Below are 16,849 nucleotides of genomic sequence, written 5' to 3'. Positions count from 1 at the left end.
CCCGGGGGCCGTGCCCGCCCCAGGCGCGCCAATGTGGCACGCCCGGGAGACGGGACGGAAGTACCTCAGTGCTAAGTCGTCGTCGCGGCGCGGGAGCCGGTGGAGCCTCGCTGCAGACCCCCAGCGTGGTCGGGACGACCACGGCGATCGCCGAGCGGACCGACCTGCTGGCGCTCGACGCCACCATCGGGGCCGCCCGCGCCGGTGAGGCGGGCGAGGGCTCCGCCGTCGTCGCCGACGAGGTCGAGGAGCTCGCCAGGAGACCGCCCGGGCCACCACGGAGACCTCCGGGCCGATCACGCCGTCCAGGCCGACTGTACCCAGTGGGTGGAGGAGCAGACCGCGACCACCGCGGAGATGGACCGCACCGTGGTGGAGGCGGCCGGCAGCTCCTCGGGCATGACCGTCACCATCGACGGCAGCACCTCCGCCGTGGAGTCCGCCAGGCCCGGTGAGCGCCCGGGCGCCGGGCCCGGCCGCGCCGGTACGGTCGGCCGGGTGACCACGACCGGCGTCCGGCACGTCTCCCTGCGCGGCGGCGTGTACGCCGACTCCGTCCGGTTGATGCAGGTCAGCCGGGAGGTCGCCGCCCGGGACGGGGTCACCGCGGTGCTCGTCGCCATGGCCACGCCGCTGAACCTGGAGCTGGCCGCCGGCATGGGCCTGGCCCCGGACGGCGGCGCCTCGCCCGACCAGCTGCTCGTCGCGGTCGCCGCCGCGGACGACGCCGCGCTGGCCGCCGCGGTCGCCGCCGTCGACACCGCGCTGGCCGCCCGCGGGCGCACCGCCGGCCCCGCGCAGGCCGTGCCGCCGCGCACGGTCGGCACCGGCCTCGACGCCCTCGACGGCGGACCGGTGCTGGCCGTGGTGAGCGTCCCCGGGCCGTACGCGGTCGCCGAGGCGGCCGACGCGGTCGCCGCCGGCCGCAGCGTGCTGGTCTTCTCCGACGGCGTGCCCGTCGAGCACGAGGTGGCGCTCAAGCGGGCCGCGCACGAGGCCGGGGTGCTGGTCATGGGCCCGGACTGCGGGACGGCGATCGTCGCCGGCCTCGCGCTCGGCTTCGCCAACGTGGTCCGGCGCGGCCCGGTCGGGGTGGTCGCGGCGTCCGGCACCGGCGCCCAGCAGGTGTCCTGCCTGCTCGACGCGGCCGGCGTCGGCGTCTCGCACCTGCTCGGCGTCGGCGGCCGGGACCTGTCCGAGGCCGTCGGCGGGCTGGCCACCCTCGACGCGCTGGCCCTGCTGGACGCCGACCCGGCCACCGAGCACGTGCTGCTGGTGTCCAAGCCGCCGGCGCCGGCGGTCGCGGCCCGGGTGGCCGAGGCCGCCGGCCGGCTGTCGGTGCCCGTCCGGTCGGCGGCGCTGTCCCCGGACACCCCCGACCTCACCGCCGCCGTCGAGGCGCTGCTCGCCGACCTGGGCGTCGCGGTGCCGCCGTGGCCGTCCCGGGGCACGACCCGCCCGGCCTCGCCCGGCGCCGTCCTCAAGGGCCTCTACGCCGGCGGCACCCTCGCCGACGAGGCGATGCTGCTGGCCGCGCCCCTGCTCGGCGACGTCCGCTCCAACACCCCGCTGCGCCCGGAGCTCGACCTCGGCACGGACCTGTCCGCCCCGGGACACGTGGTGGTCGACTTCGGCGACGACGCGCTCACCGTGGGCCGGGCGCACCCGATGATCGACCCCACGCTGCGGCTGGAGGCCCTGGCCCGGGTCGTGGCGTCCGGGGAGCCCGCGGTGGTGCTCCTGGACGTCGTCCTCGGCCACGGCGCCGACCCCGATCCGGCCGCGACGCTCGCCCCGGCGCTGCGCGCGGCCGGCCTGCCCGCCGTCGTCGCGCTGGTCGGCACCGAGGCCGACCCGCAGGGCTGGTCACGCCAGGCCGACGCGCTCGCCGCGGCCGGCGCCGCGGTGCACGCCTCCAACGCGCGGGCCACCCGGCACGCGCTGGACCTGCTGGGAGCCGCGCGGTGAGGGACCTGCTCTCCGGGACGCCGGCGGTCGTCGCCGCCGGTGTCGACGTCTTCTCCGCCGCGCTGCGCGCCCAGGGCGCCGACGTGCACGACGTCGACTGGCGCCCGCCGCCGTCGGCGGACCCCGCCGACCTCGCCGCGCTCGCCCTCGACCGGCGCCGGGCCGCCGCCAACCGCACCGCCGTGGAGCGGGTGATGGCCGCCGGGTCGCACCTGGTCGACGTCCGCCCGGCGCGCGAGGTGCTCGGGCTGCCCGACCGGACCCTGCTGCACGCCGGCCCGCCGATCGGGTGGGACGACGCGTCCGGCCCGCTGCGCGGCGCCCTGGTCGGCGCCTGCCTGTTCGAGGGCTGGGCGTCGACCGTCGAGGAGGCCGAGCGGCTGCTGGCCGCGGGCGGGGTCGCCCTCGACCCGTGCCACCACCACCGCACGGTCGGCCCGATGGCGGGGGTGACCTCGCCGTCCATGTGGCTGTGGTGCCTGCAGGACCCGGTCACCGGCGGGCAGGCGTTCTGCAACCTCAACGAGGGCCTGGGCAAGGTGCTGCGGATGGGTGCCTTCGGCGCCGACGTGCTCGACCGGCTGCGCTGGATGCGCGACGTCCTGGGGCCGGTGCTGCAGGCCGCCGTGCGGTCGATGCCCGAGCCGCTGGACGTCAAGGCGGTGCTCGCGCAGATGCTGCAGATGGGCGACGAGGGGCACAACCGCAACCGCGCCGGCTCGCTGATGACGCTGCGCGAGCTGTCCCCGGCGGTCGTGGAGGTGGACGCGCCGTCGTCCGAGATCGCGGCGGTGCTGCGGTTCATCGGCGGCAACGAGCACTTCTTCCTCAACCTCGGCATGCCGACGGCGAAGCTCGCCCTGGACGCCGCCGGGCAGGTGCCCGGCTCGACGATGGTCACCGTGATGTCCCGCAACGGGACCGAGTTCGGCATCCGCACTGCGGGCACCGGCGACCGCTGGTTCACCGGCCCGGCCAACACCCCGGTCGGGCTGTTCCTCGGCGACTACGGCCCCGACGACGCCAACCCCGACATCGGCGACTCCGCGATCATGGAGACCTACGGCGTCGGCGGCTTCTGCATGGCCGCGGCACCGGCGATCGTCCGGTTCGTCGGCGGCACCGTGCCCGACGCGCTGGCCACCACCGAGCGGATGTACCAGCTGACGCTGGCCGAGAACCCGGCCATGCAGGTGCCCGTCCTCGGCTTCCGCGGCGCGCCGACCGGCATCGACGTGCTCGCCGTCGCGCGCACCGGCTGGCTGCCGCAGATCAACACCGGCATGGCCGGCCGGGTGGCCGGGACCGGCCAGGTGGGCGCCGGCCTGGTGCAGCCGCCGCGGGAGTGCTTCGACGCCGCGCTGGCCGCGCTCGCGCAGGAGGCCCGCGCGGCCGGTTGACCGTCCGGCGCGGCGGGGGAGCCCCGGGCTCAGTCCCGGCCCGGCGCCGCGGTGGCCTCGGGGTCCGGCTGCCGGGCGCGCACCCGGGCCGCGCAGGCGTCGGTCCCCACGCGCGGGCAGCCCGACTGGTGCACGCACGGGTACCGGCGGACGATCCCGCGGTCGTCCGACGGTTGCCCCAGGTCCTCGCTGGCCTGCTCGAAGTCCGGGTCCAGCCACCGGTAGACGTGGTGCCAGCCCTCCGAGGAGCGCACCCCGACGGCCGGTTCCCGGAAGCCGTACTCCTTCAGCGCCTCCCCGTAGCTGAGCTCCTTGACGCGCGCCTCCTCGTCCCGATCGGGCCGGGCCTGCCGGGACTGGTCCCACGGCGAGGTGACCACGTCCTTCTCGGCGCCGCGGGTGCGGAACCAGGTGACGGCGACCAGGGCGCACAGTGCCGCGGAGGCGAGGGCGAGGAACGAGATGAACGCCTTCGTGGAGGTCGACGCGGGCTCGGGCAGCTGCAGCAGCTGCAGCGCCTCGGGGCGGGTGACGTCCTCGTAGGTGAGGACCCCGGCGGCCACGACCGGGAGCGCCATGGAGGCGGCGCCCACGGCCCGCATGCCGACGATCAGCCGGGCCGCGACCCCGGTGAAGTCGCGCTGGGAGAGGAACGCCGCCGCCGCCGCGGAGGTGGCGATCAGCAGGACGACCGCGTTGGTGTCCTGGTCCGGGTCAGGGGCCTCCTGCCAGAGCACGTGCCCGGCCAGCGTGCCGAGCACCAGCATGACGGCGACCGTGACGCTGAGCAGCGTGGTGAGCCACCCCATGCGTTGCACGCGGAGTTCCAGGTGGGCCCGGCACAGCGAGTTCTGCGGCACCTCCACCCCGTGCAGGCCGACGGTGAGCGAGTCCCCGCGCTGCGAGTCGAGGGTGAACCTCTGCCGGCCGTCCTCGTGCTCCGGCTCGTGCGGACGGCCGGCGAGGAGGGTCGCGGCGACGATGCGCACGCCGGGGGGAGCCTCGACCTCGAGGTGGTAGCTGGCCGCGTGCTCGGCGGCGGGGATCTGCAGCCGGACGCGGGTCGGCACCAGCCCCAGCTCGGAGGCCAGGTGCCCGAGGTTCCACGGGGCCGGCTTCATCGGCTCGTAGAGCCACCGGCCGTCGCTCTCCCTGGTGAGGGCGGGGTGCTGGTACCGCCAGGCGACGGGCTCGACGAAGGACATGCTGAGCAGCCGGTGCCGACCGCTGCCCTGCGGGAGCAACACGTACTGGGTGAAGTTGTACCGCAGCCGGTCGAGGGTCATCACGAACAGCGCGTGGTGGCGCAGCCTCGCCAGTTGTCTGCCCCACCGCGCCTCCTCGTAGCGCCTGATCGCCGCCTCGACGACCTCGCGGTCGCCGGCCACGACCTGCTCGGCGAACTGACGGACCTCCTCGCCGGGGGGGTCCAGCGTCGCGGCGGCCGCGAGCAGCATCGACTCGTCCAGTTGCTGGTTCAACCGCAGGCCCAGCGGGGTGATCGGGGTCCCGTCCTCCTTCGCGAGGTGGAAGTCGACCAGGGTCCGGCGCTTCATCACCGTCAGCGGGACCAGCCAACAGCTCTCCGTCTTCCCGTCGGGCTGCTCGATGACGAACACCGGAGCCTCGTCCGGCACGCGCAGCTCGATCGTCGTCCGGCGCAGCACGCTGCGGCCCTCGCCGAAGGAGACCGTCTCCACCCGGCGCAGCACCCAGCGGCTGAACTCGAGTTGGGCCAGGAGCAGGCGTCGGCCGACCTCGATGCAGAACGGCTCCGGGACGCGGCCTCCTCGCGCCAGCGCGCTCCCGTCCAGCGCCAGCTTGATCGGGTCGGCCGCCCACTCCAGCTCCGGCGGATCGGCGGCGGGCGCTGTCGTGGTGCGAGTCGTGGCCGAGCCGTTGCTCGCCGCCCGGCCCTCGGATCCGTCGTCCATGACGCCTCCACGGATGGTGCGGCCGGCACGGTACGACCTGTGGGACCCCCGTGGTGCCGGCGGTGATGCCACCCGAGGCCGCCAGCGTGCAGGGGCGAGCGCCGTCACGGAGAGTGCCAACCCCATCACACGCGACCGCCGGCCGTCCGGCGCCACTCGCGCTGAGCGGCCGGGACGGCTACCAGAGCACGCGGTCGACCGGGCGCACCGCGCTGGGCGGCTCGGCCCCGATGACCTCCACCAGGTCGACCTCGATGGTGCGCGACAGCGCGGTCACCGGGACGTCGTGGACGGCGTCGGCGAACGGCTCGGCCAGGTCGTCGCCGATCTGCACCGCCGGCAGGGACATCAGCCCGACCAGCCCCGAGCCGATCGGCGCGGCCCAGCCCAGGTCGTTGACCACGGCGAAGGGCAGGATGACGCCGAACACCTGGGCGGCCTCGGCCAGCAGCCGCCCGACGCGGGTGCACGGAACGGCCGGTTGCCGGTGCCCCCCGCACCCGGGGGCGGCACACTGTCCCGGTGATCCGCAACGTCGTCGTCGGCCGGGTGCGCCCGGGCACCGACCCCGCCCGGGTCCAGGAGGCGCTCGACGCCATCGTCGCCCTGCCCGTCGAGGGGCTGGTCGACGTGCGGGTCGGCCTGGACGCCGGCCTGCGCGCCGGCGCCTGGAGCTTCGCCATCACCAGCGACTTCGTCGACGCCGAGGCCTACCGGGCCTACGACGCCGAGGCCGAGCACAACCGCATCCGGCGGGAGTTGTTCGACCCCGTGTGCGAGGAGATCGCGCGGGTCCAGTTCCCGGTGTGAGGCCGGTCAGCCGGTGACCAGGTCGCGCCGGCGGAACCCGGCGAGGCCCACGGCGAGCAGGCCCGCGGCGACGACGGACAGCGCGACCAGCGGGGTGGCCCGCCACGCCTCGATCGGCACCGCCGGGGTCCAGGCGAACGGCGAGGCGTCGTCGACCCAGGCCGGCCAGCCGGAGGGGCCGGCGAACAGCGTGGTCACGGCGACGTAGCCGACCGCGGCCCAGGCCAGGACGGCGGCCCGCGGCACCAGCCCGAACAGCGCCAGGGCCACCGCCGCCACCACCCACACGGCGGGCAGGTGGGTCAGCGCCGCGGCGAGGAGCCGGCCGAACTCGCCGCCGTCACCGGTCGCGACGGCCCGGACGGCGCCGGTGGCCGCGCCCGAGGCCAGCAGCACCACGGCCGGGCCGGCCAGCGCGACGGTGGCGTGGCCGCCCAGCCAGGCCGGCCGGCCGACCGCGGCGGCCAGCACCGGCTCGGCGCGCCCCTCGGACTCCTCGGTGCGGGCGCGCAGCACCGCCGACACCGCGTAGGCGGCGGCGAGGAGAGCCGTGGTGGCCAGCGTGGTGGCGAGGAAGGCGTCGGTCAGGCTGGCGGCGTCCGGCAGCAACGCGCGCGCCTGGGGGTCCACGAACAGCGTCTCCACCGACCCGGCCAGGCTCCCGTAGACCAGGCCGAGCAGCGTCAGCCCGACCGTCCAGGCCGCCAGTGCGCCGCGCTGCAGCCGCAGGGCGAGGCCGAGCGGCGAGGTCAGCGCGCGGGAGGCGGCCGGCGGTCCCGGCCGGGGGGCGACCAGGCCGGCGCCCAGGTCGCGGCGGTCCAGGAGTGCCCCGGCCAGGGCGGCGAGGGCGCCGGTCGCGGCCAGGCACAGCAGCAGCGGCCACCACCGGTCGCCGGAGTACGGGTGGGTGGCCTGGGCCCAGCCGATGGGCGAGGCCCACACCAGCCCGTTGCCCTCGACGTCCCCGACCGCCCGCAGCACGACGGCGGCGGCGACGGCCGCGCCGGCGACGCCCTGGGTGGCGCGGGGCGAGCCGGTCACCTGTGCGGCGAGTGCCGTCACGCCGGCGAACACCAGGCCGGCGGCGCCGACGGAGGCGCCGAGCAGGAACGAGCCGCCGGCCGGCAGCCCGGTGGCGGTGGCCGCGGCCCCGATGGCCACCGCGGTGGCGGTGCAGGCGATCGCAGCGGTGAGCACGGCCGTCAGCAGGGGAGCGTGCCGGCCCACCCGGGTGGCACGGACCAGCTCCGTGCGGCCGGCCTCCTCGTCGGCACGGGTGTGTCGGCCGATCGTGGACACCGCCATCAGCGCTGCCACCACGACCACGAACGACGAGATCTCGAACGCCACCGCCCCGGCCACGGTGTCCAGGCCCACCGGCGGCCCGGCCAGTGCGACGGCCGCGGCGTTGCTGCCGACCGAGGCCGCGTAGGCGGCGAGGTCCGCGGGGGTGTCGTACAGCGCCTGGCTCGACACCGACTGGACGGTCACGAGCAGCGCGCCGGCCGCGACCCAGACCGGCAACCGGACCCGGTCGCAGCGCAGCGCGAACCGCAGCAGCGTGCCGGTCCCGGTCACTGACGGCAGGCGGCCGGTCACGACCGCACCGCCGCAGGGGTCTGCTCCTCGTGCAGGTCCTCGCCGTAGTGCCGCAGGAACAGCTCCTCCAGCGTGGGCGGCGTGCTGGTCAGCGACCGGACGCCGGCCCCGGCCAGGTGCCGGACGACGGCGTCCAGGGCGTCGCCGTCGACGTCGAGGCGCACCCGCCCGCCGTCCACCGACAGGTCGTGGACGCCGGGGAGCCCGGCCAACCCACTGACCGGGCGGGCTGTCTCGACGACCATGGAGGTCCGGGTGAGGTGGCGCAGTTCGGTCAGGCTGCCGCTCTGCACGGCGCGGCCGTGCCGGACGATGCTGACCCGGTCGCACAGCGCCTCGACCTCGGCCAGGACGTGGCTGGACAGCAGCACGGTGCGGCCCTCGGCGCGCAGCCGCCGCACCTCGTCCTGGAACGTCGCCTCCATCAGCGGGTCGAGCCCGGAGGTCGGCTCGTCGAGCACGTACAGCTCCACGTCGGAGGCCAGGGCGGCCACCAGCGCGACCTTCTGCCGGTTGCCCTTCGAGTAGGTGCGGGCCCTCTTCCGGGGGTCGAGGTCGAAGCGCTCGAGCAGCTCGGCCCGGCGGGCGGGGTCCAGCCCGCCCTGCAGCCTGCCGAGCAGGTCGATGGCCTCGCCGCCGGTGACCTGCGGCCACAGCGTCACGTCACCCGGGACGTAGGCCAACCGGCGGTGCAGCGCCACCGCGTCCGCCCAGGGGTCACCGCCCAGCAGCCGGACCCGCCCGGAGTCGGCGCGCAGCAGCCCGAGCAGCACCCGGATGGCCGTGGACTTGCCCGCGCCGTTGGGGCCGAGGAAGCCGTGCACCTCCCCGGTCGCCACCTCCAGGTCCAGGCCGTCGAGGGCGTGGACGCTCCCGAAGCCCTTGACGAGACCCGACACCGAGATCGCTGTGGTCACGGCGGACAGCCTACAGATCCTTCACACATGTGTGAAGTGTGTTGATACCCCGATCAGTCGGATACCGTGGGGCGGTGGGCACCGCGGCGGCCGGGGACGACGACCGGATGGCCCTGCTGCGCTTCGTGGAGCGCTTCGCCCTGGTGCTCCGCGAGGCGGGGATGGCGCCGATGCCGGCACGGGTGTTCGCCTACGCGCTGGCCGACGACGCCGACCGGTACACCGCCGGTGAGCTCGCCCGCGGCCTGGACGTCAGCCCGGCCGCGATCAGCGGCGCGGTGCGCCAGCTCGTCCAGTTCGGCCTGCTGGTCCGCGAGCGGGAACCGGGCACGCGCAGCGACCTCTACGTGCTCGACGACCGCGACCTGTGGTCGCGCTTCATGGCCGCTGAGCTCGCCACGCTGCAGCGCTTCGAGGACGCGGTGACCGGGGGCGTGGACCTCCTCGGCCTCGACCGGCCGGGGGGTCGCCGGCTGGCCGAGACCCGCGACTTCATGGCGTTCCTGCGGGCGGAGATCGACGGGGCGGTCCGCCGCTGGCCGGCCGAGCGCGACCGGCTGGCGGCCGGGCGCCGGCCCGCGTCGACCGGCTGATGCCAGCGGGGCCTCAGCCGGGCAGCGCGTCCAGCGGCAGCCCGACGTAGAGCATCCCGACCAGCTCGCCGTCGGGGGAGTGCAGGCCCTCGTAGGCGGTGAAGAACGGGCGGTCGGCGACGGTCGCCTGGCCGGTGTAGGTCCGCCCGGCCAGGACGGCGGCCAGCACCGGGTTGGGGCTGCCGTCGGGGCTGCGCGGCGGGATGGCGGTGCCCACGTTGCGCCGTCCCTGCGCGGTGCGCACGGTGGTGGCCGCGCGCACCATGCCGCCGTCGCCGTCCAGCCGCTGGAACAGCGTGCAGCTGCCCCCCACCAGCTCGACCACCTCGTCGACCAGCGGTGCGGGCCGGCGCGGGTCGTCGTCCCGGGTCACCGGCACGCCGCCGAGCAGCAGGTCGGGCAGGTCGACCTCGCGCGCGGCGCCGGTGACCTGGTCGCGGACGGTCACCCGGCGGCGGCCCTCGCCGAGGGCCACCCCGCCGGCCTCCTCCAGCAGGTCCCCGGCGACGGCGAGTGCCCGCCGGACGTAGGTCTCGCGCTGCTCCTGGGCCAGGGCGGCGACCGCCTCGCTGATCCGCGCCGACCCCCCGGCGGCCCGCTCCACGCTGTCGACGACGCGGTCGGTGGCCGCCCGCTGCTGCTCCACGGCCGCCGCCACGGTGTCCTGCGCCGCGGCGATGGAGCCCAGCGTCGTGCTGATCCGCGAGACCACGTCGACCGCCGAGCGGGTCTCCCGGTGCACCGCCTCGACCTGGGCGCCGATGTCGCCGGCGGCCCGGGCGGTGCGCTCGGCGAGCTGCTTGACCTCGTCGGCGACCACGGCGAAGCCGCGGCCGACCTCCCCGGCGCGGGCGGCCTCGACGTAGGCGTTGAGCGCCAGGAACCGGCTCTGCTGGCTGATGGCCGCCAGCAGCCGGACGATCTCGCTGATCGCCTCGGTCGCCCCCTGCAGCGCGGCGATCCGCTCGTCCACGGCCTGCGCGTCGCGGACGGCCTCCGCGGCGACGGTCGAGGCGCGCGTCGTGCACTCCGCGATGTCGCCGATCGCGGACCGGAGCTCCGTGAGGGACTCCGCGGCCTGCTGCGAGGTCTCGGAGACCTCCCGGCTGGCCTGGGCGAGCACCCCGGCCCGCTGCGCGGCGTCCTCGGCCCCGCCCTCGCGGCCGAGCCGCCGGCGCGCCGGGCTCCCGGTCGGTCGGGGAGCCGGCCGCGGCGCCGGCCGGGGCCCGGGCACGACGGCCTCCTGGACGGACGACCTGCGCATGCGTGCCTCCTCGGCCGACCCGGTGGGTGGGCACCGGCCGCGGACTCGGCGGTGCGCGCTCACGGTAGGTCGCCGCCGGTCACCCGGCGTGAGGCGCGCCGCACCCGCCGTGGCGACCGGCAGTGGTCACGCGCGCACGATGGCCGCCACCGGCCCACCCCCCGACGGCCCCTGGTGCACCGCGGCCACCGACACGAACACCGCCGGGTCGCCGGTCACCGAGGCGGCCACCCCGCCCACCGTCGCCTTGATCTGCCGGTGCCACGAGACGTCGGAGTCGTCGAGCATCGCGTTGCGCCGGCCGCGCACGTAGCCGGTCGGGTCGGCCTCGCACTTGAGGAAGACGTTGAGCAGCCGGTCGCCGAGGTCGCTGGGGTGCGGGCGCTCCGGCAGGTCGAGGCCGGCGTCGCGGATGGCGGCCCAGATGCCGTCCTGGTCGAGGGCGTCCCGCATCACCGAGTGGCCGATCCGGTAGGCCCCGCCGTGCCCGCGGGCGTTGCCGACGACGACGATCTGCGCCCGGTCCAGCTCCACGCCCGACGAGCAGGACGCGACCGCACTGTAGAGCGACAGGTCGCGCATCACCTGCTCCTGCCGCGGCATCTCGATCTCGCCGAGGCCCACCGCGACGCCGAGCGCCGTCGTCCCGTTGGACAGGTCCATCGAGCCGTGCGGCTCGTCGTAGTAGGTGTCCCGGCCGCGGCTCTTCGCGTCACGGATGGTCTCGATGGTCAGCAGCGGCGTCTTGGTCTGCACGTAGTGCACGTCGGCCGGGTCGGTGATGCCGGCCTGCTGCATCGCCCGGCGCACGCCCGCGGCGACCTTCTCCACCATGGCGAGGCGGCCGATGTCCTCGGGCAGGACGACGTCGCTCATCGCGTGGCCGACGGTCAGCCGCGGCTCGTCGGTCGGCTCGACGGCGTCCTCGGGGAGCGTGGCGAAGACCGTCGCGTGCGGGCTGATGACGCCGTCCGTGCCACCGGACCACACGATCGGGATCTCCCCGACCTCCTCCTTGGACCGCGTGCCCAACTCGAGCAGCACCTCGCGGAAGGCCCGGTCGGCGATGATCCGCGTGTAGTCGTTGACCCCGCCGTTGCCCTCGGTCTTGCCGATGACGGCGACGACCCGGTCGGCGGCCATGACGCCGTCGTCGACGAGCCTCGCCAGCTCGGAGGCGTCGCTGACGTTGTGCAGCGGGATCTTGCGGACCTCGATCGGTGCGGGCACTGGTTCCTCTTCTCTCACGAGTGGCCCTGCTGCAGGTGCCCGCCGCGAGGCTGCGAGCGGTGGGGGGCAGCAGGGTCCTTCTGCAGGACGGTGCCGACGTCGTCCCGGGTGACGGCGTCGGCGATGTGCTCGAGGGACGTGACGACGGCCCGCGCGGGGTGGCCGGGCCCGGACGACTCGACGAAGCGGAGCGCGGCCTCCACCTTGGGGCCCATCGAGCCGCGGGCGAACTCCCCGGCCGCGGCGTGCACCCGCAGCTCGGCCGGGGTGACCCGGCCCAGCGGCCGGGCGGCCGGCGTCCCGAAGCCGAGCACCACGTTCGGCACGGCGGTGGCGATCACCAGCGTGCCGGCGTGCAGCTCGCGGGCCAGCAGCGCGGCGGTGAGGTCCTTGTCGACGACGGCCTCGACGCCGCGCAGCGCCCGTCCCCCGGGGACAGGGCCGTCGTCCACCACCGGGACGCCGCCCCCGCCGGCGCAGACGACGACGAACCCGGCCGCCAGCAGCGCGTGCACCGCCGGCACGTCGACGACGCCACGCGGTTCGGGCGAGGCGACGACCCGCCGCCAGCCGCGCTCGCCGCGGTCCTCCCACACCTGGCCGTGGGCCATGGACCGCTCGGCCGCCTCCCGCGGCAGGTGGCGGCCGATCGGCTTGGACGGCTCGGCGAAGTGCGGGTCGTCGGCGTCCACCAGGGTGCGGGTGACCAGGGCGGCGGTGCGCTGCGGCAGCCCGCGGGCGGCCAGCGCGGCGTCGAGCTCGTCGGCCACGGTGAAGCCGATCGTCGCCTGCGTCTGGGCCACGCACCAGTCCAGCGGCACGGGCGGGACCTCGTGGGCGGCCAGCTCGTTCTTCACCAGCAGGTTGCCCACCTGCGGCCCGTTGCCGTGGGTGAGCACCACCTGCGCGCCGGTGGCCACGACGGCCGCGACGTGCCGGCAGGCCACGGCGATGGCGTCGCGCTGCGCGCCGGGGGTGGCCGAGCCGTCCGGGCCGGTCATCGCGTTGCCCCCGAGGGCGATCACGACGCGGCCGGAGATCACCGGGCCGACCGTAGCCGGTGGTCCCTCGGCGCCGGGGCCCTCAGCGGCGCCAGAAGTCGAAGGCGTCCCGCCCGGGCCGGAACCCGGCCGCCTCGACGACGTCCACCGCGAGGTCGAAGTGCTGGCCGACGACGGCCGGCTGGTGGGCGTCGCTGCCGAAGCTGACCGCCTGGCCGCCCTCCTCGTGGAACCAGCGGACCTGGTCGACCGAGGCCAGCGGGCTGGTCGTGTTCACCTCCAGCGCCCGGCCGGTGCCGGCGAGCGCGCGGAACACCGCCCGGTACTCCTCCTCGTAGTCCTTCTCCGCGTACCGGTCGCTGCCGCCGGGCCAGTAGCGGCGCGGGAAGTCGACGTGCGCGAGCACCTCGAAGACGTCACTGCCCTCCACCATGTCGACGACCTCGGCCAGGTAGCGGCGCATCGTCGTGTCGGGGTCGGGGTAGAGCAACCGGCCCACGCCGTAGAGCCGGCCGTCCTGGCTCAGCGAGTGCAGCGAGCCGAGCACCCGGTCGACGGGGGAGTCGCGCAGGTGCGCGGCGACGCTGGCGGCGAACAGGTGCGGCTCGCCGGTCTCCACCCCGGACCAGATCCGCAGCTCCGGGAAGCGCCCGCGGCACTCCTCCAGCTCGGCGAAGTAGCCGTCGACGTCGATGGGCAGGTGCCGGGAGGCGTGCCGGTCGACCAGCCCGTCGGCCGTGGCGCGGTCCTCCGGCGTCCAGGTCGTGAAGTCCAGGTGCTCGGTGAAGGCGATGGCGGGCAGGCCCCGGGCCACCGCCCGCTCGCACGCGCGCTGCATCGTGGAGGAGTCGGACGTGTCCCAGGACCACCTGGTGTGCACGTGGTTGTCCGGTGGTCGCATCGCCTGTGGATCCTCCCGCATCGTCCCCAGCATGCGCGCGCCGACCGGTCCTGTCTCCCGGGCTGCCTAGTGTCGGGGCCATGACGACCGCCGCCCCGTCCGCCGACGTCGCCGCCGAGGCCCTCGGGGTCCTCCGCGAGCTGACCGGCCGGCCGGACGCGGTGTTCCGGGAGGGCCAGGACGTCGCCGTCGCGGCGCTGGTCGAGCGCGCCGAGCGGGCGCTGGTCGTGCAGCGCACCGGGTGGGGCAAGTCGGCGGTCTACTTCGTCTCCACCGCGCTGCTGCGCCGCCGGGGCGCCGGCCCCACGCTGCTGGTCAGCCCGCTGCTCGCGCTGATGCGCGACCAGGTGGCCGCCGCCGCCCGCGCCGGCATCCGCGCCGTGGAGATCTCCAGCGCGAACGCGACCGAGTGGGACGACGTGGCCGCGGCGCTGGCCGCCGACGAGGTCGACGTCCTGCTGGTCTCCCCGGAGCGGCTGACCAACCCGCGCTTCCGCGAGGAGCAGCTGCCCGGGCTGGTGGCCCGCTGCGGCCTGCTCGTCGTCGACGAGGCGCACTGCGTCTCCGACTGGGGCCACGACTTCCGCCCCGACTACCGCCGCATCCGCGACCTGCTCGGCACCCTGCCGGCCGGCACGCCGGTGCTGGCCACCACCGCGACCGCCAACGAGCGGGTGGTCGCCGACGTCGCCGAGCAGCTCGGTGCGGGCGGCGTGGGGGTGACGACGGTGCGCGGGCCCCTGGCCCGCGACTCGCTGCGCCTGGGGGTGCTGCGGCTGCCCACCGACCGGGCCCGGCTGGCCTGGCTGGCGGCCCACGTCGGCGACCTGCCGGGCAGCGGCATCGTCTACACGCTCACCGTCGCGGCGGCCGAGGAGACGGCGTCCCTGCTGCGGGACGCCGGCCACGAGGTGCGCGCCTACACCGGCCGGCTCGACGACGCCGATCGCAAGGACGCCGAGGAGGCGCTGCGGGACAACCGGGTCAAGGCGCTGGTCGCGACCTCCGCCCTGGGCATGGGGTTCGACAAGCCCGACCTCGGCTTCGTCGTCCACCTCGGGGCGCCGTCCTCGCCGGTCAGCTACTACCAGCAGGTCGGCCGCGCCGGGCGCGCCGTCGCGCACGCCGACGTGCTGCTGCTGCCCGGCCCGGAGGACCTCGCCATCTGGCAGTGGTTCGCCACCTCCTCCATGCCGCGGGAGGACCACGCCGCCGCCGTCCTCGCCGCGATGGCCGACGGCCGCGCCTGGTCGGTGGCCCGGCTGGAGACGGTCGCCGACGTCCGCCGCTCCCGGCTGGAGCTGCTGCTCAAGGTGCTGGCCGTCGACGGCGCGGTCGAGCGGGTGCAGGGCGGCTGGCGCTCCACCGGCCGGCCGTGGGTCTACGACGCCGACCGGTACGCCCGGGTGACGCAGACCCGCGAGGCCGAGCAGCGGGCGATGATCGCCTACGCCCGGCCGGTCGAGGAGGCCCGGTGCCGGATGGCCTTCCTGCAGGAGGCCCTCGACGACCCGACCGCCGCACCCTGCGGCCGCTGCGACGTCTGCGCCGGCCCCTGGTACTCCGGCGACGTCCCCGAGGGCGCCGCCGCGGCGGCCTCGGCCGCGCTCGACCGCCCCGGCGTGGAGCTCGCCCCGCGGGCCCAGTGGCCGACCGGCGCCGACCGGCTCGGCGTCGAGGTCAAGGGCAAGATCGCTGCCGGCGAGCAGCTCGACCCCGGTCGCGCCGTCGCCCGGCTCACCGACCTCGGCTGGGGCCAGCGGCTGCGCACCCTGCTCGGGGACGACGGCGTGGGCGGCGTGGTCGACCTGGAGGCACCGGGGCTGGAGGAGGACCCGGACGCCGCCTTCGAGGTGCCCGTCCGCCGGGCGCCCTCCGACGTCCCGCCGGACGAGGAGCTGCTGCGGGCCTGCGCGCGGGTGCTCGGCGCCTGGGACTGGGCCGAGCGGCCCGCCGCGGTGGTCGCCGTCCCCTCGCGTCGGCGTCCCCGGCTGGTCACCGGTCTGGCGCAGGGGCTGGCCGGGCTCGGACGGCTGCCCTACCTGGGCGAGCTGTCCCTGGCCCATGGTGGGCCGACCGGCCAGCCCGGCGGGAACAGCGCCTTCCGGCTGGCGGGGGTGTGGCAGCGCGTCGTCGTCGGGCCGGAGCTCCGGGGGCGGCTGACCGAGCTCGGGCCGGTGCCGGTGCTGCTCGTCGACGACCTCGCCGACTCCCGCTGGACGATGACCGTCGCCGGCCGCGAGCTCCGGCTGGCCGGCGCCTCCCGGGTGCTGCCCTTCGCGCTCGCCCTCACCGCCTAGGGTCTCGTACACACGTTCGACCAGGCGTAGCCTCCGGCCATGCCGCTCGCACACCAGCCCTCCATGTGGGACGTCGCCGAGGAGGCGGCGCTGGGTCCCCTCGCGGTCACCCGGCACCGGCTGGGCCGCGGCGCCTGGGTCGACCACCTGCCCGGCTGGGTCGCCGGCTCCGACCAGGTGCTCGAGGTGCTGCTCGGGGACATCGGCTGGCGGGCCGACCGGCGGCAGATGTACGAGCGCGAGGTCGCCGTCCCGCGGCTGCTGCGGTGGTACGGCGCGGGCGAACCGCTGCCGCACCCGCTGCTCACCCGGGCGCGCGAGGCGCTCGACGCGCACTACGGCCCGGAACTCGGCGAGCCGTTCGTCAGCGCCGGCATGTGCCTGTACCGCGACGGCCGGGACAGCGTGGCCTGGCACGGCGACCGGCTCGGCCGCGGCCGCAGCGCCGACACCGTGGTGGCCATCGTGTCCTTCGGGTCGCCGCGCCCCCTGCTGCTGCGTCAGGTCGGTGGCGGGGAGAGCCTGCGCTTCCCGCTGGGCCACGGGGACCTCGTCGTCATGGGCGGCTCCTGCCAGCGCACGTGGGAGCACTGCATCCCGAAGACGGCCCGCCCCGTCGGCCCGCGGGTCAGCGTGCAGTTCCGTCCCCGCGGCGTGGCCTGAGACCCCCTGCAGAGGGGCCCGTGGGGGGTGTACGGTGCTCTCTGCACCGAGCGAGAACGGGGCGGGCGGCCAGCCCGGTCCACCGCCGGTCGAACCCCCGAGGTCCGACTGCTGCGGAGCCCGGTGTACAGTGGGGACACCGCCTCGAACGAAGGCCGAAAGGCCGGGGTACGAGCGCGTCCGCTCTTTGAGAACTCAACAGCGTGCCGAAAGTCAGTGCCAAGTATTTGACCCCTTTGTGGGTTCCTTTGGTTGATTGATCGAGAGCG

15 protein-coding genes are annotated in these 16,849 nt (G+C 76.3%); 7 read left to right on the top strand and 8 right to left on the bottom strand.

Going from position 1 to position 16,849, the window contains the following annotated elements:
* The first annotated feature begins 68 nt into the window (after positions 1 to 68).
* The 3 genes from CHB98_RS22895 to CHB98_RS11495 are packed head-to-tail and all read left to right on the top strand — an operon-like array spanning position 69 to position 3,368.
* The gene (locus CHB98_RS22895) at positions 69 to 455 is read left to right on the top strand and encodes a methyl-accepting chemotaxis protein (RefSeq protein ID WP_143425073.1); all 387 of its coding nucleotides are present in this window, start codon (positions 69 to 71) and stop codon (positions 453 to 455) included.
* The gene (locus tag CHB98_RS11500; RefSeq protein WP_342744026.1) at positions 358 to 1,968 is read left to right on the top strand and encodes an AllF/FdrA family protein; all 1,611 of its coding nucleotides are present in this window, start codon (positions 358 to 360) and stop codon (positions 1,966 to 1,968) included. Before CHB98_RS22895 ends, CHB98_RS11500 begins: the two co-directional genes overlap by 98 nt.
* Entirely contained in the window at positions 1,965 to 3,368 is a 1,404-nt protein-coding gene (locus CHB98_RS11495) for a YlbE family protein (RefSeq protein ID WP_089305753.1), read from the top strand. The genes CHB98_RS11500 and CHB98_RS11495 overlap by 4 nt, the downstream gene beginning before the upstream one ends.
* A gap of 29 nt (positions 3,369 to 3,397) precedes the next feature.
* On the opposite strand, the gene CHB98_RS11490 is transcribed toward CHB98_RS11495, so the two are convergent.
* Together CHB98_RS11490 and CHB98_RS11485 are read right to left on the bottom strand one after the other, a co-directional pair.
* A complete protein-coding gene (locus CHB98_RS11490; RefSeq protein WP_089305752.1) occupies positions 3,398 to 5,302 on the bottom strand; it encodes a hypothetical protein in 1,905 nt (634 codons plus the stop codon).
* A gap of 178 nt (positions 5,303 to 5,480) precedes the next feature.
* Positions 5,481 to 5,750, bottom strand: coding sequence for a bestrophin family protein (locus tag CHB98_RS11485; RefSeq protein ID WP_281251864.1), 270 nt, complete (start codon positions 5,748 to 5,750; stop codon positions 5,481 to 5,483).
* 74 nt (positions 5,751 to 5,824) lie between these two features.
* Here CHB98_RS11485 and CHB98_RS11480 point away from each other — a divergent pair, with 74 nt between their 5' ends.
* Positions 5,825 to 6,112 (top strand): Dabb family protein, encoded by a 288-nt coding sequence (locus CHB98_RS11480; protein WP_089305750.1) that lies wholly within the window; start codon positions 5,825 to 5,827, stop codon positions 6,110 to 6,112.
* A 6-nt stretch (positions 6,113 to 6,118) separates the two neighbouring features.
* Here CHB98_RS11480 and CHB98_RS11475 read toward each other — a convergent pair whose 3' ends face one another.
* Together CHB98_RS11475 and CHB98_RS11470 are read right to left on the bottom strand one after the other, a co-directional pair.
* A complete protein-coding gene (locus tag CHB98_RS11475; protein ID WP_218822338.1) occupies positions 6,119 to 7,711 on the bottom strand; it encodes an ABC transporter permease in 1,593 nt (530 codons plus the stop codon).
* The gene (locus CHB98_RS11470) at positions 7,708 to 8,628 is read right to left on the bottom strand and encodes an ABC transporter ATP-binding protein (RefSeq protein ID WP_089305749.1); all 921 of its coding nucleotides are present in this window, start codon (positions 8,626 to 8,628) and stop codon (positions 7,708 to 7,710) included. The genes CHB98_RS11475 and CHB98_RS11470 overlap by 4 nt, the downstream gene beginning before the upstream one ends.
* Positions 8,629 to 8,702: 74 nt before the next feature.
* Here CHB98_RS11470 and CHB98_RS11465 point away from each other — a divergent pair, with 74 nt between their 5' ends.
* Entirely contained in the window at positions 8,703 to 9,221 is a 519-nt protein-coding gene (locus CHB98_RS11465; RefSeq protein WP_218822337.1) for a GbsR/MarR family transcriptional regulator, read from the top strand.
* Between the two features lie 13 nt (positions 9,222 to 9,234).
* Here the strand turns inward: CHB98_RS11465 and CHB98_RS22730 are convergent, their stop codons facing one another.
* The 4 genes from CHB98_RS22730 to CHB98_RS11445 form a co-directional block, all read right to left on the bottom strand.
* Positions 9,235 to 10,485, bottom strand: coding sequence for a Cache 3/Cache 2 fusion domain-containing protein (locus CHB98_RS22730; protein ID WP_089305748.1), 1,251 nt, complete (start codon positions 10,483 to 10,485; stop codon positions 9,235 to 9,237).
* A 126-nt stretch (positions 10,486 to 10,611) separates the two neighbouring features.
* Positions 10,612 to 11,715, bottom strand: coding sequence for a barbiturase (gene bar, locus CHB98_RS11455; protein ID WP_089305747.1), 1,104 nt, complete (start codon positions 11,713 to 11,715; stop codon positions 10,612 to 10,614).
* A gap of 14 nt (positions 11,716 to 11,729) precedes the next feature.
* Positions 11,730 to 12,758 (bottom strand): carbamate kinase, encoded by a 1,029-nt coding sequence (locus tag CHB98_RS11450; protein WP_089305746.1) that lies wholly within the window; start codon positions 12,756 to 12,758, stop codon positions 11,730 to 11,732.
* A gap of 40 nt (positions 12,759 to 12,798) precedes the next feature.
* Positions 12,799 to 13,617, bottom strand: coding sequence for a PHP domain-containing protein (locus CHB98_RS11445; protein ID WP_245821092.1), 819 nt, complete (start codon positions 13,615 to 13,617; stop codon positions 12,799 to 12,801).
* Between the two features lie 80 nt (positions 13,618 to 13,697).
* Between CHB98_RS11445 and CHB98_RS11440 the strand changes: the two genes are divergently transcribed.
* Both CHB98_RS11440 and CHB98_RS11435 read left to right on the top strand, forming a co-directional pair.
* Positions 13,698 to 15,917 carry a RecQ family ATP-dependent DNA helicase gene (locus CHB98_RS11440; RefSeq protein ID WP_089305745.1) on the top strand — a complete coding sequence of 740 codons (2,220 nt, stop codon included), beginning with the start codon at positions 13,698 to 13,700 and terminating at the stop codon, positions 15,915 to 15,917.
* 39 nt (positions 15,918 to 15,956) lie between these two features.
* Entirely contained in the window at positions 15,957 to 16,580 is a 624-nt protein-coding gene (locus tag CHB98_RS11435; RefSeq protein ID WP_089305744.1) for an alpha-ketoglutarate-dependent dioxygenase AlkB, read from the top strand.
* Positions 16,581 to 16,849: the final 269 nt, after the last annotated feature.

This window comes from Geodermatophilus pulveris, assembly GCF_900188375.1.
GTDB classification, from domain to species: Bacteria; Actinomycetota; Actinomycetes; order Mycobacteriales; family Geodermatophilaceae; genus Geodermatophilus; species Geodermatophilus pulveris.
This window is presented reverse-complemented; position numbering and strand designations above follow the sequence as displayed.

What these genes read in the sequence shown, in the direction of transcription:
- CHB98_RS11500 (WP_342744026.1), top strand. Translation starts at nt 358, where the DNA reads ATGGACCGCACCGTGGTGGAGGCGGCCGGCAGCTCCTCGGGCATGACC.
- CHB98_RS11490 (WP_089305752.1), bottom strand. Translation starts at nt 5,302, where the DNA reads ATGGACGACGGATCCGAGGGCCGGGCGGCGAGCAACGGCTCGGCCACG.
- CHB98_RS22730 (WP_089305748.1), bottom strand. Translation starts at nt 10,485, where the DNA reads ATGCGCAGGTCGTCCGTCCAGGAGGCCGTCGTGCCCGGGCCCCGGCCG.
- CHB98_RS11445 (WP_245821092.1), bottom strand. Translation starts at nt 13,617, where the DNA reads ATGCGACCACCGGACAACCACGTGCACACCAGGTGGTCCTGGGACACG.
- CHB98_RS11440 (WP_089305745.1), top strand. Translation starts at nt 13,698, where the DNA reads ATGACGACCGCCGCCCCGTCCGCCGACGTCGCCGCCGAGGCCCTCGGG.
- CHB98_RS11435 (WP_089305744.1), top strand. Translation starts at nt 15,957, where the DNA reads ATGCCGCTCGCACACCAGCCCTCCATGTGGGACGTCGCCGAGGAGGCG.